This is a genomic window from Paraburkholderia strydomiana (assembly GCF_031456815.1).
Classification (GTDB): domain Bacteria; phylum Pseudomonadota; class Gammaproteobacteria; order Burkholderiales; family Burkholderiaceae; genus Paraburkholderia; species Paraburkholderia caledonica.
In genome coordinates this window covers 889995-910198 of sequence record NZ_JAVDVL010000001.1, presented here as the reverse complement: position 1 = coordinate 910198, position 20204 = coordinate 889995, and the positions used below count along the sequence as shown (strand labels likewise).

Annotated in this window: 19 protein-coding genes; 10 read left to right on the top strand and 9 right to left on the bottom strand. The window is 61.4% G+C overall.

The window, feature by feature from the left end; translation table 11 throughout:
- Window position 1: 1 nt before the first annotated feature.
- The 3 genes from J2W46_RS04075 to J2W46_RS04065 form a co-directional block, all read right to left on the bottom strand.
- Window positions 2–1543, bottom strand: coding sequence for an amidase (locus tag J2W46_RS04075; protein WP_204521863.1), 1542 nt, complete (start codon window positions 1541–1543; stop codon window positions 2–4).
- Between the two features lie 89 nt (window positions 1544–1632).
- Entirely contained in the window at window positions 1633–2559 is a 927-nt protein-coding gene (locus tag J2W46_RS04070) for a LysR family transcriptional regulator (protein ID WP_227471191.1), read from the bottom strand.
- A gap of 61 nt (window positions 2560–2620) precedes the next feature.
- Window positions 2621–3859 (bottom strand): MFS transporter, encoded by a 1239-nt coding sequence (locus tag J2W46_RS04065; RefSeq protein ID WP_310351504.1) that lies wholly within the window; start codon window positions 3857–3859, stop codon window positions 2621–2623.
- Window positions 3860–4188: 329 nt separating this feature from the next.
- On the opposite strand from J2W46_RS04065, the gene J2W46_RS04060 reads away from it, so the two are divergent.
- Entirely contained in the window at window positions 4189–7122 is a 2934-nt protein-coding gene (locus J2W46_RS04060; RefSeq protein WP_310351502.1) for a sensor domain-containing phosphodiesterase, read from the top strand.
- Window positions 7123–7230: 108 nt separating this feature from the next.
- Here J2W46_RS04060 and J2W46_RS04055 read toward each other — a convergent pair whose 3' ends face one another.
- The gene (locus J2W46_RS04055; protein WP_204521859.1) at window positions 7231–8568 is read right to left on the bottom strand and encodes an MFS transporter; all 1338 of its coding nucleotides are present in this window, start codon (window positions 8566–8568) and stop codon (window positions 7231–7233) included.
- Window positions 8569–8719: 151 nt separating this feature from the next.
- Window positions 8720–9637, bottom strand: coding sequence for a LysR family transcriptional regulator (locus tag J2W46_RS04050; protein WP_020066592.1), 918 nt, complete (start codon window positions 9635–9637; stop codon window positions 8720–8722).
- A 154-nt stretch (window positions 9638–9791) separates the two neighbouring features.
- Between J2W46_RS04050 and J2W46_RS04045 the strand changes: the two genes are divergently transcribed.
- Window positions 9792–10556, top strand: coding sequence for an SDR family NAD(P)-dependent oxidoreductase (locus J2W46_RS04045; RefSeq protein WP_310351496.1), 765 nt, complete (start codon window positions 9792–9794; stop codon window positions 10554–10556).
- A 93-nt stretch (window positions 10557–10649) separates the two neighbouring features.
- A complete protein-coding gene (locus J2W46_RS04040; RefSeq protein ID WP_310352035.1) occupies window positions 10650–11357 on the top strand; it encodes a pirin family protein in 708 nt (235 codons plus the stop codon).
- A 54-nt stretch (window positions 11358–11411) separates the two neighbouring features.
- Here J2W46_RS04040 and J2W46_RS04035 read toward each other — a convergent pair whose 3' ends face one another.
- The 3 genes from J2W46_RS04035 to pdxR form a co-directional block, all read right to left on the bottom strand.
- Window positions 11412–11867: a carboxymuconolactone decarboxylase family protein gene (locus tag J2W46_RS04035; protein ID WP_310351493.1), complete on the bottom strand. Its 456-nt coding sequence runs from the start codon at window positions 11865–11867 to the stop codon at window positions 11412–11414.
- Window positions 11868–11890: 23 nt separating this feature from the next.
- Complete coding sequence (locus J2W46_RS04030) at window positions 11891–12307, bottom strand: cupin domain-containing protein (RefSeq protein ID WP_204521856.1); 417 nt, start codon at window positions 12305–12307, stop codon at window positions 11891–11893.
- Window positions 12308–12426: 119 nt separating this feature from the next.
- Window positions 12427–13839 (bottom strand): MocR-like pyridoxine biosynthesis transcription factor PdxR, encoded by a 1413-nt coding sequence (gene pdxR / locus J2W46_RS04025; protein WP_310351490.1) that lies wholly within the window; start codon window positions 13837–13839, stop codon window positions 12427–12429.
- A 194-nt stretch (window positions 13840–14033) separates the two neighbouring features.
- Between pdxR and J2W46_RS04020 the strand changes: the two genes are divergently transcribed.
- A complete protein-coding gene (locus J2W46_RS04020) occupies window positions 14034–14690 on the top strand; it encodes an HD domain-containing protein (RefSeq protein ID WP_310352032.1) in 657 nt (218 codons plus the stop codon).
- A 31-nt stretch (window positions 14691–14721) separates the two neighbouring features.
- Complete coding sequence (locus J2W46_RS04015; protein WP_310351487.1) at window positions 14722–15492, top strand: HD domain-containing protein; 771 nt, start codon at window positions 14722–14724, stop codon at window positions 15490–15492.
- On the opposite strand, the gene J2W46_RS04010 is transcribed toward J2W46_RS04015, so the two are convergent.
- Window positions 15479–15643: a hypothetical protein gene (locus tag J2W46_RS04010; RefSeq protein ID WP_193610938.1), complete on the bottom strand. Its 165-nt coding sequence runs from the start codon at window positions 15641–15643 to the stop codon at window positions 15479–15481. The genes J2W46_RS04015 and J2W46_RS04010 overlap by 14 nt on opposite strands.
- Between J2W46_RS04010 and J2W46_RS04005 the strand changes: the two genes are divergently transcribed.
- The 5 genes from J2W46_RS04005 (at window position 15642) to J2W46_RS03985 (ending at window position 20127) form a co-directional block, all read left to right on the top strand.
- Window positions 15642–16190: an RNA polymerase sigma factor gene (locus J2W46_RS04005; RefSeq protein WP_310351482.1), complete on the top strand. Its 549-nt coding sequence runs from the start codon at window positions 15642–15644 to the stop codon at window positions 16188–16190. The genes J2W46_RS04010 and J2W46_RS04005 overlap by 2 nt on opposite strands.
- A 164-nt stretch (window positions 16191–16354) precedes the next feature.
- Window positions 16355–16642 carry a DUF1330 domain-containing protein gene (locus tag J2W46_RS04000; protein WP_020066583.1) on the top strand — a complete coding sequence of 96 codons (288 nt, stop codon included), beginning with the start codon at window positions 16355–16357 and terminating at the stop codon, window positions 16640–16642.
- Window positions 16643–16834: 192 nt separating this feature from the next.
- Window positions 16835–17272, top strand: a complete 438-nt coding sequence (locus J2W46_RS03995) for a MarR family winged helix-turn-helix transcriptional regulator (protein WP_020066582.1) — start codon at window positions 16835–16837, stop codon at window positions 17270–17272.
- A gap of 50 nt (window positions 17273–17322) precedes the next feature.
- Entirely contained in the window at window positions 17323–18849 is a 1527-nt protein-coding gene (locus J2W46_RS03990) for an efflux transporter outer membrane subunit (protein WP_374726803.1), read from the top strand.
- 36 nt (window positions 18850–18885) lie between these two features.
- Entirely contained in the window at window positions 18886–20127 is a 1242-nt protein-coding gene (locus J2W46_RS03985; protein ID WP_088174226.1) for an HlyD family efflux transporter periplasmic adaptor subunit, read from the top strand.
- Window positions 20128–20204: the final 77 nt, after the last annotated feature.

The window sequence follows — 20204 nt, the reverse complement described above, 5'->3', positions numbered from 1 at the left end:
GTCAGACGGCGGACGTTGAAGAGGAAGCGGAATTGTTCGAAGGAGCCACGGCATCGAACACGGGTGGATGTGTGACGATGGACTTGAGATCGACATCGGACGTGCGCAGTTTCGCGGCATCCGGTATCGGACGGCGCGTTTCATCGGACGACGCGAAGAGCGTTTCGAATGCGCGCGCTGCATCGAGCAACGTGAGATCGCCGCGGAACGCACCAATCATCTGAAGCCCGAAAGGCATGCCGCGATGATCGACGCCGCATGGCAACGACAAGGCCGGGTTTGTCGCGAGCGTCACCACATAGGTCAACGCGAGCCAACGATAGTAGTTTTCCAGCTCGACGCCGTTCACGGACTTCAGATACGGCTGCGTCCAGGGGAACGGCGACACGGGCGTGGTCGGCGACAGGATCAGATCGTAGCGGTCGAACAGCGTCTGGAATTGGCGGAACAGCCGCGTTTGATCGGCGTGCGCGCGCACGCAATCGGCGAGTCCCATGCCGATGCCCATTTCGTAGTTCGCACGCGGATTCGGCCCGAGCAGTTCAGGATTGGTTTCGTAGGCCTTTTGCAGGCCCGCGACGAAAGCCTCCGCGCGCAGCACGTCGAAGCAGCGATGTGCGCCTTCGAAATCGACTTCGACCGGCTCGCAAACGGCGACATGGCCGCGCAGGAATTCGATCTTGCGGCGGAACACGGCGCGGATCTCATCATCGACCTCACAGACGCCGAAGTCTTCGGTGTAGCCGATACGCAGCTTCGACAGGTCGGTGAGCGCGCGGCCGTCCATCGTGGGCGCCATTGTGAACGGATAGCCGAGCGGATCGCTGTCCGATTGCCCGACCGTCGCCGCGAGTTGCAGCCACGTGTCTTCGACGTTGCGGCCCATCGGCCCGACAACGGCAATCGGTGTCCAGCCCAGCGGCTTGCGGTCGCTCGGCACGAGTCCCGGCGATGTGCGCAATCCGACCACACCGCACTTCGCAGCGGGAATGCGCAACGAGCCGCCCGTGTCGGATCCGCTTGCAAGCGGCACCATGTCGAGTGCAAGCGCAGCCGCCGATCCGCCCGACGATCCGCCGGCGTTCAGGCGCGGATCGAACGGGTTGCCTGTTGCGCCCCAAACGGGATTGAAACTGTTCGCGCCAGCGCCCAATTCGGGCACATTCGTCTTGCCGACGACGATCGCGCCCGCCGCGCGCAAACGCCGTACGAGCGTGTTGTCGCGTGCGGGCACGTTCGCCCGATACAGCGGCGAGCCGTACGTCGTCAGAATGCCTTCGGTCTCTTCGAGATCCTTGATGGCGATCGGCAGGCCGTGCAGCGGCCCCAGCGTGGCGCTACGCGCGAACGCGGCATCGGCGGCGCGCGCTTCGAGGCGAGCGCGCTCGAAGCTCGTTGCGGTGATCGCGTTCACATACGGATTGAGCGCTTCTATGCGCGCAATGCAGGCATCGAGCAATTCAACGGCGGAGATTTCGCGCGCCTGCAAGAGCGCACGCAGCGCGACGGCGCTATGACGCGTGAGTTCGTGACGGTCGGTCATCGAGCGATCCTTTGGCAATGATACAAAGAGTGCGCTCAATGTAGACGACGAGAAATTGAGCGGCTAGTGATGTTTATCGAACGCTGACTTCACTTTTGGACAACGCTCGCCGGCGGCGTTAGTTCATCGCTCAAGCGCTCGACGAACGACTGCAGAAGCGGCGGCAATTCACGCCGCGCGAGCGTTTGTATTTCGATGGCGCGTTCGCTCGTCGCGAACTCGGGCACAGGCAACGCGACCAGTTCCCCGGTCGCGAGACGCGGACGCACGAAGAGTTCGCCGCTGAATGTGACCGCGTCGCTTGCGAGCGTGAAGCCGAGCAGCGTTTCTAGCGTCGCGCTGCTGAGCACGCTCTTGCAAGCTACGCCTTCGCGGCTGCAATAGATATCGATGAGCGTATGCAGCGTCGAATGAGCGCCGGGCAACGCGAGCGGGTAGGCGAGCAATTCGCGAAACGAAACCTGCGGCGATGACGCGAGCGGATGCGACGCCGCAACGATCGCGAACATGGGCGAAGGCGCTGAGAACGCGACATGAATGTCCTTCGCGGGACCGAAGCTGAAGGTCAGTCCGACATCGGCTCCGGCTTCGCGGACACGCTGGGTGACGCCCGCGGCGGTATCCACCACGACTTCGAACGATGCGGGCGCGACGGTGCGGCGGAAATCGGCCATTGCGCGCGGCAGAAAAGCTGCCGCGAAACCTTCGGTGCATGCAATGCGAATCCTGCGGGCCGCCTCGCCGCGAAGCGCGTCGATTTCGAGCGAAATCTGTTCGGCGTCCAGTTGCGAGCGCCGCGCATAGGCTGCGAGCATTTCTCCTGCTTTGCTCGGCACCATGCCGCGCGATTGCCGCACAAAGAGCGGCATGCCGAGTTCGCCTTCGAGCCGCGTGATCTGCCGGCTCACCGCCGACGGCACGACGTTCAGCCGATGCGCGGCGTCGGCGATGGACCCGGTGTTGACGACTTCGAGAAAGTAACGGACGGCGGCTTCCTGAAGAATGCGGGCGTTCATGCTGGATCGATGTAGTGACGCGTAGTCCGCATCATAGCGCCCGCACACTGCGATCATGCAATCAGGCTTCTTCAGCGGCTCCCAGACGGCGCGCATCGTTTTCGCTTGCGAGCCCAATCGACAGGCTCGTGACCGCCGCGAGCGCCGTCGCCGCGATCAGGAAGCCGAACACGGCGTTGTAGTTGCCCGTCATGGACACGAGCAGCCCAATGACAGCCGGCGCGACGAAACCTGCTACCTGTCCGCCGAAGTTCACCATGCCTGCGCCCGTACCGATCAACTTCTGTGGGAGGAACTTCGTGGGCAGCGCGAAGACACCCGCGAATACGAAGGACTTGAAAAAATACACGATCGATTGAAATGCAATCACGCCCGTCACGGTTTCAGCCGTATACATCTCGTAGAGGAAAAAGCCGGAGATCACGCAGCACGCGGCCATCAGCCATTTCTCGCGGCCATCGAACCAGCGCGTAAGAATCCAGCCGCCGAGCGCCGTCGAAATGCTCGCGGCGACGAAGGGCAGCGGCGTCAACATGCCGACCGCTTTCAGATCGAGATGACGCTCGGTCAGCAGATACGCGGGCATCCATGCATCCAGACCTTTGTTGACGATGCCCATGCCGAACCACGTGAGCAGGATCTTCCACATCAGCGGCATCTTGAGGAGCGCGCGCGTCGCCGCACCGTCGATGCGTGTGGCACGGCCCGACGCATCGCGCTTCTGATGCGTGTCCTTGACGGCGAACAGGTAGAACAGTGCGAACGCGACGCCGGCAATGCCCGCCACGACGAACGCGTGGCGCCATCCCAGGTACAGAATGAGAGGCGCGATCGCAAGCGGAGCAATAAAGCTGCCCACGTAGTTCGACGACATCAGCAATGCGGACATTTTCGGGCGATCGGCACGCGCGCACGATTCGGTGACGCCTTTCACGGCGGCGCCGGGATAACCGCCTTCGCCGAGACCAAAGATAAAGCGGATCGCGATCAGCGAGGCCAGCGACCATGCGAGACCCGTCATCAGCGTGAACAGCGACCAGAATGCCACCGATACGACGATGACTTTTTTGCTGCCCCAGCGATCCGCGATCCAGCCGCCGGGTATCTGCATCGCGGCGTAGCTGATATAGAAGGTGCTCATGACGACGCCGAGCGCCGCCGATCCAACGTTGAATTCCTTGCCGATGGCGACGAGCGACAGCGCAATCGCCGCGCGATCTATGTACGAAATGCAGTAGCCGAGATAGAGCAGCGCGAATACCACGATACTGGCGCGCCTGCTTTTATTGGGGTCGATCATCGTGAGAGTCTGTCTGAGAGGAAAGATCGGGCCCGCTCCGGCTGTACCGAGCGCTCCCACTGCGACTAGTCGGACTGATGCTAGGTAGCCACAAATGCATGGGCAAGTGACATATTCCGAACGCTTGCTTTCCGAAAAATCACGTATCGCGCATTGATCGGGCACGGGAATGACAGCCATCCGAATGGGCCGGAAACGGGATGGGATAAAGTATCGAGGCCTTGATGCCGTTATCAGATAGCGGGTAGGCAAATTACAAAAGGCACGCGGACCGGGGCCGGTCGCTACCTGATTTAATGCATGCAGAATGAGAGATGCATGGAGCGTTGATGAATATTGTTTCCGGACACCGACGCGACTGGGGGAACGGTCAGAGCGATAACCAGACCACCGATGTCGCAAATCCAGAGGCGGAGCTGACTACGTCGGTAACGACGGCAGCGCGGGTCGATACACTGCTTCAAGCCTCCCGCGATCGAATGCGCGGGCGGGACTGGGCATGGTATCGCGCGGGAGACAAGCTGCGCCTTGCGGCATATTCCGGGGCCGAAACGGTCTGGCCCGAGGCCCTCGCGAACGACGCGTTAGTCCCGTTTTGCGAGTCGCAAGCATTACATTGCTGGCCGACCGGAACCGGCGACAAAGCGCTCGGCTGGCTGCTCGCGCCGCTAAAAGACGCGAACGACGAAGCACTCGCGGCGTTCGCCAACACATTGGGACTGCAACTGCTTGGCGACGCGCTCGTGCGCGCGCAACACACGCAGCGCGTGCTCCACGAAATCGCGTACCTGGCCAGTTCGACCGGCGAGCGCTCCGCGTTCCTGCATGCCGTTCACCAGCAGCTGGCCACGATAATCGATGCAGAGAACTTTTATCTCGCGCTGTATGAACCGGAAAGCAGACGTATCACGTATCCGTATTACGTGGATGTGATCGACGTAGACGCGCTCGAATCCGAAAGCTATGACATGCTCGATCCGGATCGTTTGTCGCTGACCGCACAGGTCCTGACGACCGGACAGCCGTTATTGATCGACGCCGCCGGAATTCAGGAGGCGGAAGCGGCAGGCCGCTTCTTTTGCGTCGGAGATCGCCCCGAATTCTGGATGGGCGCGCCGTTGAAGAACGCATCGGACGAGGTGTTTGGCATGCTCGCCATGCAGGTCTATGACGTATCGCGCATATACAGCGCCGACGACCGGGCGCTGTTTCTCGTGGTCGCGCGTCATGTGGCAATGGCGCTCGACCGCATTCTTCACCGGGCGAACCTCGAAAATATCGTAGCGCGCCGGACATCGGAACTATCGGAACTGAATGACGCACTCCGGCAGGAAGTGGCCGAACGAAAACGCGCGGAACATCTGCAAAGTGCGCTTTTTAGTATCGCCGAGTTGTCGAGCGCGTCGGGGGACATGGTCGAGTTCTTCCGCAGCCTGCATCGCATTCTGGGCGAACTGCTGTACGTGCACAACTTCTATATCGCACTGTATGACGAGGCGACAGCAACGGTTTCTTTCCCCTATTACGTCGATGAACTGGTTGACGAGCAGCCGGCTCCGAGGCGCTATAAACGCGGCTTCACGGAATACGTTATTGCACAGCGTCGACCGTGTCTTTTCAATCGTACCGATGCGGAGCGCCTGATCCGCGACGGCAAGGTCGAACTCGACCACGACCACCTGAATCTGCGTTCGTGGCTAGGTGTGCCGCTTTTCGAAGCGGGTAAGGTGCGAGGCATGCTCGCGGTGCAGAGCTATTCGACCGACGTACAGTACACGCCCCGCGATCAGGAGTTGCTGACGTTCGTCTCGCGTCACATCGATACGGCATTGTCGCGACGAAGCGCCGCCGATGCACTGTATGCCGCGAACCTCGAACTGGAAGCGCGCGTGCAGGAGCGCACTCGCGAACTGGATAGGGCAAACGCACAACTGTTGCACGAGAACTTCCACGACTCGTTGACCGGGCTGCCCAATCGCAGCCATCTTCTCGAGCGGCTCGGCGCGGAATGGATCCGGCATCTGGATTCCGGAAGACGGTTGGTCGTGATGTTCCTCGATCTGGACCGCTTCAAGGTAGTCAACGACAGTCTCGGCCATCATTTCGGCGATCAGCTGCTGGTGTCGGCGGCGAAACGGCTGCGCGACTGCCTGAGCAGAACCGATATGCTCGCGCGTCTCGGGGGAGACGAGTTTGCGATCCTCTCGCCCGAAGCGTCGCTCGAAGCGGCAGTCACCATCGCCGAGCGGATATTGTCGGTGTTCGACCTGCCGTTTCATATCGACGATCACGTCGTTTTCTCGTCATGCAGCATCGGCATCGTGACCGTCGAGCATGAATTTCACAGGGAACCGGCCGACCTCTTGCGCGACGCCGACACGGCGATGTATCGCGCGAAAAACGGTGGCCGCGATAGTTACGTGGTGTTCAATCAGGAGTTGCGCCATGAGGTCTCGGACCGGATGCGGCGCGAAGGCGCGCTACGAAATGCGCTTAAACGCGACGACGAACTGATCCCGTTCTTCCAGCCGATCATCTGCACGATCACAGGCCGTCTGACCTCGCTCGAAGCATTGGTACGCTGGCGGCAGCAAGATGGCCGCCTGCTCGCGCCGGGAGAATTCCTGCCGGCGATGGAAGGACTGCGGCTGATCGGCCGGCTCGATCTGTACATGCTCAATTGCGTCGCGGCAATTCTCGCGCAGCCTGCGCACGCCGGCTGGCCTCCCGTCCATGTCAACTGTTCGAGCTACAGCATGACGCGCGCGGAGTTCGCCGGCGACGTGCTCGCGCTGCTGCAACAGCACGGCGTCGCACCGTCGCGCGTGCGTCTGGAACTGACTGAAGGCGCGTTGATCGCGGAGCCGGAAGTCGCCCGGCAGACGATGCAGCATCTGATCGACAACGGCGTGTCGGTGGTGCTCGACGACTTCGGCACCGGCTTTTCGTCGCTCAGCTATGTGCATCAGTATCACTTCAGTGCGCTGAAAGTCGACAAATCGTTCATCGTCGGCTTGACGTCGAGTCCGCGCACGCGCGCCATCGTCCGGGCGATCGTGCGGATGGCGGAATCGTTGGGTCTGGGCGTGGTGGCCGAAGGTGTCGAAGATGCGGTCGCTCTGGCTGCATTGCGGGACATCGGCGCAACCGAGGCGCAAGGCTACTACATCGGCCGACCCATGCCGCTCGCCGAACTGGCCGAGGCATTGAGCGCGGGCAAGGCGAGGCAATGGCTCGTACCCGGTGAGCAGCAGGTCAGCTAACCGCGCCGCAATGAGCCTTTCCGATACGTTGCCATGACGCGTGTTGTCACGGCGCACGTCGGCTACGAACGGGCCGTTGCCCACGACGGCAGCGTATTTATTGCGTCTTCAATGCGTCGACTCGAGATGCGCGTTGACGTGTTCCCGTCGTCCCGCTGCGTAGCCGAACCACGCAGACACGACGCAGATACCCGCGCACAAAGCAGCGAGACTGTAAAGCGAGCCGGTTGCATGGAGCAGCGATCCGGCGATGAACGGCCCACACGACGCGATCAGATAGCCGATGCCCTGAGCCATGCTGGAGAGTTGCGCGGCCACGTGCGAATCGTACGAGCGCAAGCCGATGACGGTGAGCGCGAGCGTGAACGCCGCGCCTTGCGAGGCGCCGAGAAGCAGCGCCCAGATCCACATGGTTGACGCAGGCGCGAAGAAGCAGCCCATCAGACCCACGCCAGTCGACAGTAACGCGCCCACATTCACCGCGCGCTGATCACGCAGTCGCGTCAGCAGAAACGGCAGCAGTAGCGACGACGCGGCCTGCGTGACCACGCTGAGCGACAGCATGAAACCGGCATCGACCGCACTCATGCCACGCGTGCGAAGCACCGTCGGCAGCCAGCCGAACACGATGTACGCCAGCGACGATTGCAAACCCATGAACAGCGTGACTTTCCACGCGAGCGGATCTCGCCACAATCCGCGAACGACTTGCGCGTGTCTTCCTGCGTGGGTCGACTTCTTCGGCAGACGCACGCCCCAGACCAGCGTGGCCAACGCGACGGGCAACGCCCACAGCGCCAGTGCCCATGCCCAGGAGTTGCCGCTCGCGCCGCCCAGCAGGTATTCGATCGCATGGGCCGCGGGGACCGTCCCGGCCGCCGCCGCGGCGGCGCCGACGCACATTGCCGCGCTGTAGACTCCAGTCATCAGCGGGACGTGGTGCGGGAAGTCGCGCTTCACTACGCCCGGCAACAACACATTCATCAAGCCGATGGCGAAGCAGGCCACAATCTGGCCGAGATACAACGCCTCCCACACGGGAAAGACGCGCAACGCAGTACCCAGCGTGAGCAGCAACAGCAGCGCGAGCAATGCGCGTTCACTGCCGAGGCGCCGCGCGAGTAGCGGCGCGAGCGGTCCGAAAAGACCGAAGCATAGTGACGGCAATGTCGTCAGCACGCTCGCGCCCGTGCGCGAAAGGTTGGTGGCCCGCACTGCTTCGAGCAGGATCGGCCCTACGCTCGTGATCGGCGTGCGCAGCGAAAAGGCGATCAAGGCGAGGCTCGCCGCGAGAGCGATGCTGCGAGCGCGCGAATCGTGGGGAGCGTTCTGTTCGTCCGGATTGTGCGAATTGTGCGGTGCGATGGCGCCCGCGGCCGGGCGTGCGGTCTTGCCGCGGTCGGCCGCCGTGGGCTCAGCATTAGCAGACGTTTTGGGGACTTTCATCGATCACTGTGTTTTATACGGGTCGGTCGAAGCGACCCTTCTTCGTCTTGCATTGTATTCGGCGAAAGCTAGGCGCAGCCCGGATGCGTCGTTGCACCCATTCAATGATGAACGTCTCTCCGGTTAGCCCACATGAAAACACTGCAGCAGATCACTTTGGCCATCGCCACGACGGATCGGAAAGATGTTCTGCGAAGTAGTCGGACAGCGCGCTCACTTTTGCGGGCCGGGCGCGCGCCGACGGCGTGACGAAGTAAAGGCCGCCTTTCGTCAAAGACCAGTCGGTGAGGATTGCTTCCAGGCGGCCATCGGCCAGATATTCGCCGGCGATGAACTCGGGCAACTCCGCAATCGCCAGACCATCGAGCAGCGTGGGCAACAGTGCGTCGGAGTTCGTCACGCGCAGTGGACCGATCGGCATGATCGGTTCCTCCTCGCCCGCGTCGTTCGTGAAGCGCCACACATCGCTGCGTGCGCGATACGCATACGAAAGGCAGGGGCGGTCCACCAGTTCGCGCGGATGCATAGGCCGTCCCTCACGCTTCAGATAGTCCGGTGACGCGACTACGTATTGCGTTACCGCGCATATCCGTCGCGCCACCAGCGACGAATCGGGCAGTGCGGCGATGCGAAGCGCGGCGTCGAAGCCGTCAGCAACCAGGTCGACCGGCGCATCGGACAGATGCAGGTCGATCGACACCTCCGGATATGCGCGAAAAAATGCCGGCAGGAGCGGCGCGACCCAGCGCAGCCCGAACGACATCGGCACCGCCAGACGCACGAGCCCGCGCGGCTGCACCGACATCTCGCGGGCGGCACTTTCTGCTTCCTCGGCCTGCCGGTAAATCTGGCCCGCTTTCTCGCAGATCGTCCGGCCGAACTCGGTGAGCGCCAGTTGACGCGATGTGCGATTGAAAAGCCGCGCGCCCAGCCGGTCTTCCAGGCGAGCGACGCCGCGCGACACCGTCGCAACGGACACACCCACTGCGCGCGCGGCGGCCGCGAACGATCCCTCCTCAGCGACCTTCGCGAACATCGCCAGTCCCTCGAAATCAGGCAGTTTCGCCATCTCGCCTCATCATTTCATTTTTGAAACGTTAGATTGCAATCAATTCTATTTCGAAAAGATGGCTGCGTCGATATTCTCCTTACATCGCAGCACGAAACACCCGGCGTAGTTTTCCGACGTAGTCATCCACTTATCGAATTGAAGGAGAAACACCATGGCACGCAAACTCGACAACAAGATCGCACTGGTCACCGGCGCAACGAGCGGCATCGGCCTCGCCACTGCTCAACGCTTTGCAGCAGAAGGCGCGCATGTCTATATCACCGGTCGCCGTCAGGCCGAACTCGACGCCGCAGTGAAGGGAATTCGCGAAGCCGGCGGCAACGTGACCGGCGTGCGCGTCGATTCTGCAAAGCTCGATGAACTCGACGCGCTGTACGCGCAGATCAAGCAGGAGAAGGGGCGTCTCGATGTGCTGTTCGCCAATGCTGGTGGCGGTTCCATGCTGCCGCTGGGCAGCATCACCGAAGAACAGTTCGACGACACCTTCGACCGCAACGTGAAGGGCGTGCTGTTCACCGTGCAAAAAGCGCTGCCGCTGCTCACACAAGGTGCGTCGGTGATCCTCACGGGTTCGACGGCTGGCAGTTCGGGCACGGCTGCATTCAGCGTCTATTCAGCTTCGAAGGCCGCAGTGCGCGCCTTTGCACGCAGCTGGATCCTTGATCTCAAGGACCGCGGCATCCGCGTCAATACGCTCAGCCCTGGCGCAACCCGCACCCCTGGCCTGCTCGACCTCGCCGGTCCGGACGCGGCGCAGCAACAAGGCTTGGCCGATTACCTGGCCGCCCAGATCCCGATGGGCCGCCTCGGCGAGCCTGGCGAGATCGCGAGCGCGGCACTGTTCCTCGCCTCCGACGACGCGAGCTTCGTGAACGGCGCCGAGTTGTTCGTCGACGGCGGCCAGCAGCAGGTCTAAGCGTTCCTTGAGCACGCGAGGGCGCGTATGGTGCAGTCTTCGACGATTGCACCGGCGCGCGCACGCGTGCGCGCGATCCAACTCAGGCACATCATGATCGAACATCGTCCTTTTCTGTCGCTCGATGTAATCAGTCGCGACTGGCTGGAAGCGCGGCTGCATTTCCAGTTTGGCGGGTGCGGACGCGCCGGTCATGTGCCGCTCGGCGCGCTCTACGTATGGAACGACGATGAGTTCGCGGCACACTCGGGCTTCGGCCTTCATGCTCACCGTGAAGTCGAGATCGTGACGTGGGTGCGCTCAGGCGCAATTACGCACGAAGACGACGCCGGCAATCGGGCACGTCTGGTCGCCGACTCCGTGCAGGCAATGAGCGCGGGTTGCGCGGTACATCACGCCGAGCGCAACGAGGAGAGTTCGCCGGCGCGGCTGTTTCAGATCTGGTTGCACCCGCGCACGCTGGGTGGTACGCCGCGTTGGGCGACGCGTGTCTGTTCGCGCGAGTGTCGCGAAGGCCGCTTCGTCACGCTGGCGAGCGGCGATCCGGACGACGTGCGTGCAGGCGCGTTGCCTATCAATGCCGACGCTCGCGTGCGCATCGCGACGATACGCGAAGGCGCAACGCTGCATCACGTGTTGCGTCCGCCAGGCCACGCGTATCTGGTTACCGATCATGGCCGCCTCGACGTGGGAGAGGTTCGGCTCGCGCCACGCGATGGAGTCGTGGTTACCGGCGAATCGCAGCTTACGATGACAGCGCGAGACGACACCGACATCGTGATGGTCGAACTGGTTGGGTAACGACGCCGTTGCGATGTGTCCCGATTGATGTGTCCGCAGCGATGCGAAGCGTTATCACCGTCCTACTGCGGCCTGAGGTGTGTTCCGGAAGCTGATCGCCATGCGGTTATAAGTGTTCATGAGTCCGATGGCGATTGTGAGGTCGACCAGTTCGCGCTCGTCGAACACTGCACGGACTGCCTCGTAGGCTTCGTCGGGTACGCCGGTCTGTGCAACACGTGTGACTGATTCGGCCCACGCAAGTGCGGCGCGCTCACGTTCGTCGAACAGATTGCCGGCTTCCGCCCAGGCCTGCAGGAGCGCGAGCTTTTCGACTTTCACGCCTTTTTTCAGCAGATCGCGTGTATGCATGTCGAGGCAGTACGCACAGTTGTTGATCTGCGAAACGCGAAGGTAGACCAGATCCACGAGAACAGGCGAGAGGCCGCTCTGCACAACATAGCCGTAAACACCACCGAGGGCTTTCGCGCCCGCAGGTGCGATGTGGTTGTAGTCCAGACGCATGCTCATACTTTTACTCCTTGATGTACTGATTACTCGACCGGGGTGGTCAGGGCCTTGTCGTTGCTGTCCACCACGAACACCGCCAGCAACTTTGCCGGCTTGGTCTTGCTTGCATTGCGGCTAATACGGTGAACCGCGCCCGGCTCCTCGAAGAAACTTTCGCCGGCGTGGTAGATCCGCTTCGGGCCGTCGTCGACTTGCGACTCGATGGCGCCCGACACGACGTATGCATAGATAAAAGCCGACTTCGCATGCTCGTGTGCGTGTGACGCTGCGGCGGGCGCATAGTCGACAACGACCGCAATCAACGACTTGCCGGGGATGTTGGGAATCGCGTGCTGGAAGTTCGGCGTGACGGTCTCAGCCGTGTCATGCGCGGTAGCCGGTACGGCAATGGAAAGAGCAATGCCTGCGGCGACAGCACCGGCGATAGATCGAATGTTCATGATGTTGCATCTCCTTGGTGTTCTCGCATTGTGGGTCCGGGCCGGACCACAAGAAAGCACCAAGAATGAACATTCTTTATGTACCATTCAGCGGGCAGCAAGCCCGCATTGCCTGTCGCCTAGCCACCCTTGCGAACCACTTCCACCAGCCGGCGACAGTGTTCGACCATCTTGCGTTCATCGAGGTTGGTCACGCTCAGCAATAAGCCCTGTGGGCCAGAAGACTGCAGATACCAAGGCGACAAAGGCGCAGGCGCCAGGCGGGATTGCAATGCTCGCATGGCAATGTCTACGTCAGATGTAGAGCGGGGAAGTGTGGTCACGATGGCCGTACCCGCAGCCGCGTGCACTTTTATCGAGTCCGGCGCCAACTCATTGAGACAACGAAGCAGGCTATCGCGCCGCGTGGCGTAAAGACGCTTCATATGCCGAAGGTGCCGAAGATAGTGCCCATCGCGCAGAAACTCTGCCACGGCGTGTTGCACGAACGACCCCGGTGCCGGCATCAGGCACGCTGCGATGTCGCCAAAACGGCGAACCATTTCAACCGGGACCACCAGAAAGCCAAGTCGGAGCGCCGGGCTAATAGTCTTGCTGAAGCTGCCGATATGCAACACCCGTCCGTCTGGATCCAGCGATGCCAAGGCCGGCGCTGCGCGGCCCTTCAACTGGAGCTCACTGAGGTAATCGTCTTCGATGATCCATGCGTCGTTTCGTCGAGCCCATGCGAGCAACGCTAGCCGCCTGGGGAGCGACATGGCCATTCCGAGGGGCGCCTGCTGGCCCGGTGTCACGACTGCCAGAGCGGCTTCAGCAGAACTCCGGATGCCGGCTTCCACGTCGAGCCCGTCTGCATCGACTGGAATGGCTCTCACCGTCATTCCCGCCAGATCGAGCGCGGTACGCGTGAGCGGAAAACCCGGATCTTCTAACCATGCTTCTTTGCCTTCAACACCGAGTCCCCTGATAGCGAGGCCGAGTGCTGCCGAGAATCCCGCAGTGACGAGAACCTGTGACGGACTGCACCGCAATCCTCGTGCTACGCCCAGATAGGCTGCAATTTCCTTCCGGAAGTCCGGATCGCCCCGCGGATCAGGGTAGCCGACCGGCGCAGCCGCAGCCCGCCGCGCCGCGCGCGTGAGTACACGCGACCATAGCTTGAAAGGAAAGGCGTCCTCGGAAGGCACACCCATTTGGAACGCCAAAGGAGCCGCGCCGAATGCGTGGAACAGATCGGGGAACGGCGGCGCTTCCGGTGACCGGGCGGGCGATGCAGGCAAAGGCGGCCGCTCGGCAACCCGGGTGCCGGCCGCTCCACAAGCGACCGCGAACTGCTCATCGATCAGACGTTCATAGGCCACACGGACTGTGCCTCGCGAGACGCCGATCTGCGCGGCCAGATCCAGCCACGATGGCAGCCGTGCGCCAGCGGCAAGCTGCCCCGTCTCTATGGCGTGTCGAACCGCGCCGTAGATTTGTGTGGACAGCGATGTGCTCGCGGAGCGATCCAGGCCAATTGGGAGCGTCGTCATAGCCCTCAATGGTACATCCAGAATCGTCAATCTTGGGTCTGTATTGTGGCCCGATAGAAGCGTAACTTCCTCCCTATACAGCGGCTCGACAGTGGCGATTTCATTGAAGTACGCAGTCGGTGCGCGAGCCAGCGACAGGCAGCAGCCGTTGCCAGGTGCCCGTAGATGCAGGACCAGATGAATGGAGAAGAGCGATGCAGACGAACGGAAAATCCAGCGTGAAGATACCTGACAGTAAATTGGCGCGTGAGGTCACCGAGCTTATTCGGGACACGGAAGATGAATTGCTGTTTATGCACTCCGCTCGCGTGTATCTCTGGGGCGCATTGCTCGGAGAACGCAAAGGCGTGACCTTCGATCCGGAATTGCTTTACGTCGCGGCTATGTTCCACGACATTGGTCTGACGTCGATCTATCACGAGAGCCAGCTTCGCTTCGAAGTGGACGGCGCGAACGCCGCGCGGGATTTTCTGCGAAGCCACCGCATCGCCAAGGCGGATATCGACAAGGTCTGGAATGCCGTCGCCTTGCACACGACGCCTGGCATCCCGGAACACATGCACGGCGAAATTGCCCTGTTGCAGGCAGGCGCAGGAATGGACGTAGCGGGGCGCGGCTTCGACGAATTCACCGACGAAGAGCGCGACGCGGTGATTGCTGCGTATCCCCGGGACCCCGGTTTTGCAAACAGGATCATCGATGCTTTCTATCACGGTATGAAGCATCGCCCGGGCAGCACGTTCGGCACATTCAACGACGACTTCCTCGCCTACAAGGACCCGGAATTCGTGCGAACGAACGTTTGCAGCATCATTCTCAACTCGAATTGGGAACAGCGAACTACCCGCTAAGGGCGCATTTCTTTGCGAGAAGGAGAACATCATGAAGTCCCGCAGTACTGTCGCTGCAATTTGCGCCGCTGTTGCTCTTGCGGTTGGGGGAATGGTCCCGACCCTCGACGCGCACGCGCAAGCGCAGCCCACGTTCAATCAATCCACGGCGAATGCCGGCGACCAGGTTTCTGGCGTAAAAATCCCCGACAGCAAATTGGCGCGCGACGCAGCGCAACTCATTCGCGATTCAGAGGGCGATTTTCTGTTTCAGCATTCCGCGCGTGTCTATTATTGGGCTGCCCTGGCAGGAAAGCGCAAAGGTCTCGCGTTCGACCCGGAACTTCTCTACGTTGCGTCCATGTTCCATGATTTCGGCCTGACGGCCGGCTATGGGCAAAGCCACTTGCGCTATGAAGTGGATGGCGCGAACGCGGCACGTGACTTTTTGCGAAGTCACGGCGTTTCCGACGCCAATAGCCAGATGGTCTGGCTTGCAATTGCATTGCACACGACCAATGGAATTTCCGCAAATCTGTTCCCCATGGCCGCACTGGTTGCCGAAGGCGCCAACATGGATCTCGTGGGCGCAGGCTATGACGACTTCACAGTCGCTCAGCGGAGCGCCGTCGAGGCGGCTCATCCGCATCCGCCGCAATTCGCTGAGGACTTCATGCAGGCCCTCTACGATAGCCTCAAGCATCGTCCGGAGACCACGCAGGGAACAGGTCTGGCCGATGTCATGGCCTACAAGGACCCTGGTTTCGTCCGCAGAGACTTCAGCAAGCTGATGCGCAACTCGCATTGGGCTACTGGGAAATGACCGGCGCATTGTTGCGTTGCGTTGGTTGCGTTTGGTTGCGGTAGTCGCGGTGGTCGCGGCACAGTTCGACCGCGACTTCCGTCGGCCCTTGATCATCGCCGGTTCCCGGCGGGCGCGTCGTCCGGTAACCCGTTTTCACCCAGTCGATCATGTCAACAGCAGATGCCGGGAAGTTGCACAGTCTTCTGCCAGGCATGCTTCCGCGCCTTTGGGCGTTCTCTATTCGACTGTGCCGTAACCGGCATGACGCAGAACGCGTACTTGAGCGCGCCTGTGCGCGGGGACTCGAGCGCGCCGACCAGTTAGAGCCCGGCACTCCGCCGCTAAGCTGGATGTTCTCGATCATTCATTCCACATGGACCGACGAACTGCGCACGCGGAAGCTGCCAAGCCGTTCGATCACGGAGTGCGATAACGACTTTCCAGTTACCGTGCGCGATTCTCGTGAGCGCGATCCGGGAGACGGCCTCGACCTGATTATCGCGGCCGTCGAGCGTTTGCCGCAAGCGCAACGGATCGTGATGCTCCTGGTCGCGGTTGAAGGGCTCAGCTGTTCGCAAGCGGCCGACGTGGTCGGCGTGCCCATCGGAACCGTCATGAGCCGGCTTTCGCGCGCGCGGCAGACCATCGGCGCCCAATTCACACAGCGCTCGACTGCCGACGCTCGGTCATTCACGCCCGGGCGAGCGAGGCGATGACGCGCAACGCGGTTGCGCCAGGCCCACCATCGCGGATAAGCAATGCCAGCGGTCACGACGTGCCAGTGTGACGGACAACCTGGCAGCGACGCTGTACGCCGAAGCACGATGCGATTTCATGGCATCATCGTACGCACCTTCCCACCAACGCAGGAGCGTATGTCATGGCCACATATATCGTCTTCACGAAGGAAAGCACGCAGGACCAGCAGGAACTCGACATTTATCAGAGCAAGGTCGGCGCCACTTTCAAAGGCCATCCCGTCAAGATTCTCGCTGCCTATGGACCTCAACAGGTTCTGGAGGGCGAAGCGCCAGAGGGTGTCGTGATCGTTGAGTTTCCGTCCACTGCGGAAGCGCGTGCCTGGTACGACGGTCCCGAATATCAGGAAGTCGCGCAGCACCGGTTCAAAGGCGCGCGCTATCGCGCCGTTCTCGTCGAAGGCGTGTAAGAAGGGCGACGATGCCCGGCCCATTGAATTGAGCGCGACCCCGCCCGCGAATGACGCGGGCACGCGGCAATTCCTCTTCGCGGCAGGACCGGAAGTCTCCGGTTAGCGCAATATTTGAAACATTGATGTCCAGCATCGAGCTTGGATATATCTGACAATGCAGATATATTGCTCTCCAGGCAAGGAGCAAAGATGAACCACTACACGAGCGACAATTTCACCGTGACCGAGAGCGTGGGATTCGCCATCAACAAGGCGCGCAACCTTCTGGTGACGGAGATAGACGCAGAACTCAAGGATCTCGACATCACGGCTCAGCAAATGGGCATTCTTCTGTCCATGCGCCAGGACATTGCGAGCACTCCGTTCGAACTGTCCACGTTGCTCGGTATAGACACCGGCCTGATGACGCGCATGCTCGACAAACTCGAAACGAAGGGTTTGCTTCAGCGCTCCCGCAGTCTTGAAGATCGCCGGGTCGTCAACCTGAAGCTGACAAAGAAGGGCGAAGCAGTGGCAGACCACCTGCCCGACAGGGTGCCGGTCGTGCTGAACAAGCGGCTGAAGAAATTCACCAAGGCCGAATTCCATGAGCTGCGCCGTCTGCTGTTCAAGTTTCTCGAAGATTGAGCGAAGCGTTCGCACAAAATTTTTTGTCCATATATCTGACAGGTCAGAAAATGAATAGACAGTTAAATCGACGAATGATCGGAACGCGAATTGCGAAATCCGGCATGACGGTGATCTTCGCGGCAGTGCTATCGGCCTGCGCAAACTATGCAGGTATCTCGAGCGACAAGCAGCTTGCGACGCCAGATACCTATGCGACGCAGCAAAGCATTCCTGCTGACAGCGGTCAGTGGCCCGCCGTCGACTGGGCCGATCAGTTCGGCGACGCCCAACTGAAGGCGCTGCTAGAGGAAGCATTGAAAGGCAACCCGTCGATCGAACAGGCGCGCGCACGCGTTGCCGCCGCCGCTGCTTACAGCGAGACGGCGAAGGCGAGCACGATGCCGCAAGTCGGGGCGACTTACTCGTTCACGCGGCAGCAGTATTCGAGCACGGCACTCGTGCCGCCTCCGTACGGCGGGTCATGGCAATCAGAGAACAAGGGTTTGCTGTCCGCATCGTATGACCTGGATTTGTGGGGCAAGAATCGCGAAGCCCTGAAAGCCTCGCTGTCGCAGTTGCAAGCAAGCAAGGCCGATGCGGAAGTCGTCAGACTCTCGCTGACATCCGCCACGGCGCGCGCGTATAACCAGCTTGCTCGTCTCTTTGCGCTGCGCGACATCGCGCAGCAGGAAGTGACGCAGCGCGAACAGATTGATCGCATTACGGCCGGCCGGATTGCAACTGGACTCGACACGCAGGTCGAGCGCAAGACCGCGCAGGCGAACCTCGCTAGCAGCCGGGCCGCGCTGGCGTCGCTGGACGGCAGCATTCTCACCACGCGATATCAGCTTGCCGCATTGCTCGGCGCAGGACCTGACCGAGGTCTTGCGATTTCCCGTCCGTCGCTCGGTATCGGCGATGAAGTGCGTCTGCCGGCCAATCTGCCCGCTGACCTCGTCAGCCGGCGCCCGGATCTGGTCGCCGCTAAATGGCGTGTCGACGCGCTCGTGCACGACGTAAAGGAGGCCAAGGCCGAGTTCTATCCCGACATCAACCTCAGTGCGGCTATTGGCCTCGACGCATTCGGCTTCGGCCGCTTCCTCAATGCGGCGAGCCGCACGGCATCGGTGGGTCCGGCGATCCATCTGCCGATTTTCGACGGCGGTCAGTTGCGGGCGCAACTTAAAGGCCGCTATGCCGATTTCGACTACGCCGTCGCTGCATATAACCAGACGCTCGTCACCGCGCTGTCCGAAGTTGCCACTCAACTCGCGCAAATCCGTTCCACTGACGAGCAGCTCGTCGACGCGCTAGCCGCGCAGGAAGCCGCCCGCAGCGCCGATCAACTGGCGCTCGTGCAATACAAGGCGGGACTCGCGAATCAGCTCACGGTACTGAACGCCGATACCACGGCGCTTCAAGCCGACGAGCAGGTCGCGAATCTGAAGATGAACCGGCGCGATCAGCAGATCGCGTTGGCAGCGGCGCTGGGCGGCGGCTATTCCGACAATGCCGGTGCCGATACCGACGCCGCTCGGCAGAGTGCCGGTGCCGCGCCTGCAGTCAAACCCAATCCAGTCGTCGCTGTGCGTTGAGCGCGACGTATTCCAGATCCTGTCAGGAGTCACAAAATGAGCGATAGCATCAACGCCGACCGAGCGAAGGCGGACGCAGACCAACCCCAACAAACGCAAGGCAACACGCGTCGCAAGTTGCTGCTCGCGTTGCTGGCCGCCGCGATAGTGGCAGCCGGCGCAGCGTACGGCGTGTATTACGTGACGACCGGTCAGTATCACGAGGCTACCGACGATGCATACGTCAGTGGCAATCTCGTGCAACTGACGCCGCAGGTCAGCGGCACCGTCGTTGCAGTGAACGCCGACGATACGCAGATCGTCAAGCAAGGCGCGCCGGTCGTGACGCTCGACAACGCGGATGCCAGAGACGCGCTTGCCAATGCCGAAGCAACGCTGGGGCAGACCGTGCGGCAAGTCAGCGGTCTTTACGTGAACAACGACTACTACGCGGCAACGGTCGCGCAGCGCGAGTCCGATCTCGCGCGCGCCGTCAGTGATCTGAAGCGACGTCAGGCGGTCGCGGAAACCGGCGCGGTGTCCGGTGAGGACGTAGCACACGCGCGCGATGCGGTCAGCGCCGCGCAAGCCGCGCTCGACGCCGCGCGTCAGCAGGCCGAAGCAAACCATGCACTGACCGACCGCACGTCGATCGAACAGCATCCGAACGTTCTGGCGGCGTCTTCCAAAGTACGCGACGCTTATCTGAACTACGCGCGCAACACCTTGCCTGCTCCGGTGACCGGCTATGTGGCACGCCGTTCTGTACAGGTCGGTCAACGAGTCGCGCCCGGCACGCCGTTGATGGCGATCGTCCCCCTCAACGAGGTGTGGGTCGATGCGAACTTCAAGGAGAGCCAACTCAGGCGCATGCGTATCGGCCAGCCGGTCACGCTTTCCGCCGATGTCTATGGTTCGAGCGTCAAATACCACGGCCGCGTGGTGGGCTTCTCTGCGGGAACCGGCTCGGCGTTCGCCGTACTGCCCGCTCAGAATGCGACCGGCAACTGGATCAAGGTCGTACAGCGTCTGCCCGCGCGCATTCAGCTCGATCAGAAGGAACTGGACGCACATCCGCTGCGGATCGGATTGTCGATGCAGGTCGATGTCGAAACTCGCGACCAGTCGGGAACCCAACTCGGTGCCGCGGTGAATACTACCTATCGCACCGATGTATTTGCGCAGTACGGCGCGGATGCAGATGCGGAGATCGCCCGGATCATCGCGCAGAACATGCCGATGGCACGCACAGCCGCAACGGCTGGCGTGCAAAAGAGTGCGACGCGCAAAGCAGGCTGAATACGCGGCGAGTGTTCTACATTTTTTTTTGCGATTAGCTGACAAGCCAGATATTAGCAACCTTCAACAGGTGATGA

What these genes read in the sequence shown, in the direction of transcription:
- J2W46_RS04075 (WP_204521863.1), bottom strand. Translation starts at nt 1,543, where the DNA reads ATGACCGACCGTCACGAACTCACGCGTCATAGCGCCGTCGCGCTGCGT.
- J2W46_RS04070 (WP_227471191.1), bottom strand. Translation starts at nt 2,559, where the DNA reads ATGAACGCCCGCATTCTTCAGGAAGCCGCCGTCCGTTACTTTCTCGAA.
- J2W46_RS04065 (WP_310351504.1), bottom strand. Translation starts at nt 3,859, where the DNA reads ATGATCGACCCCAATAAAAGCAGGCGCGCCAGTATCGTGGTATTCGCG.
- J2W46_RS04060 (WP_310351502.1), top strand. Translation starts at nt 4,189, where the DNA reads ATGAATATTGTTTCCGGACACCGACGCGACTGGGGGAACGGTCAGAGC.
- J2W46_RS04055 (WP_204521859.1), bottom strand. Translation starts at nt 8,568, where the DNA reads ATGAAAGTCCCCAAAACGTCTGCTAATGCTGAGCCCACGGCGGCCGAC.
- J2W46_RS04050 (WP_020066592.1), bottom strand. Translation starts at nt 9,637, where the DNA reads ATGGCGAAACTGCCTGATTTCGAGGGACTGGCGATGTTCGCGAAGGTC.
- J2W46_RS04045 (WP_310351496.1), top strand. Translation starts at nt 9,792, where the DNA reads ATGGCACGCAAACTCGACAACAAGATCGCACTGGTCACCGGCGCAACG.
- J2W46_RS04040 (WP_310352035.1), top strand. Translation starts at nt 10,650, where the DNA reads ATGATCGAACATCGTCCTTTTCTGTCGCTCGATGTAATCAGTCGCGAC.
- J2W46_RS04035 (WP_310351493.1), bottom strand. Translation starts at nt 11,867, where the DNA reads ATGAGCATGCGTCTGGACTACAACCACATCGCACCTGCGGGCGCGAAA.
- J2W46_RS04030 (WP_204521856.1), bottom strand. Translation starts at nt 12,307, where the DNA reads ATGAACATTCGATCTATCGCCGGTGCTGTCGCCGCAGGCATTGCTCTT.
- pdxR (WP_310351490.1), bottom strand. Translation starts at nt 13,839, where the DNA reads ATGACGACGCTCCCAATTGGCCTGGATCGCTCCGCGAGCACATCGCTG.
- J2W46_RS04020 (WP_310352032.1), top strand. Translation starts at nt 14,034, where the DNA reads ATGCAGACGAACGGAAAATCCAGCGTGAAGATACCTGACAGTAAATTG.
- J2W46_RS04015 (WP_310351487.1), top strand. Translation starts at nt 14,722, where the DNA reads ATGAAGTCCCGCAGTACTGTCGCTGCAATTTGCGCCGCTGTTGCTCTT.
- J2W46_RS04005 (WP_310351482.1), top strand. Translation starts at nt 15,642, where the DNA reads ATGTCAACAGCAGATGCCGGGAAGTTGCACAGTCTTCTGCCAGGCATG.
- J2W46_RS04010 (WP_193610938.1), bottom strand. Translation starts at nt 15,643, where the DNA reads ATGATCGACTGGGTGAAAACGGGTTACCGGACGACGCGCCCGCCGGGA.
- J2W46_RS04000 (WP_020066583.1), top strand. Translation starts at nt 16,355, where the DNA reads ATGGCCACATATATCGTCTTCACGAAGGAAAGCACGCAGGACCAGCAG.
- J2W46_RS03995 (WP_020066582.1), top strand. Translation starts at nt 16,835, where the DNA reads ATGAACCACTACACGAGCGACAATTTCACCGTGACCGAGAGCGTGGGA.
- J2W46_RS03990 (WP_374726803.1), top strand. Translation starts at nt 17,323, where the DNA reads ATGAATAGACAGTTAAATCGACGAATGATCGGAACGCGAATTGCGAAA.
- J2W46_RS03985 (WP_088174226.1), top strand. Translation starts at nt 18,886, where the DNA reads ATGAGCGATAGCATCAACGCCGACCGAGCGAAGGCGGACGCAGACCAA.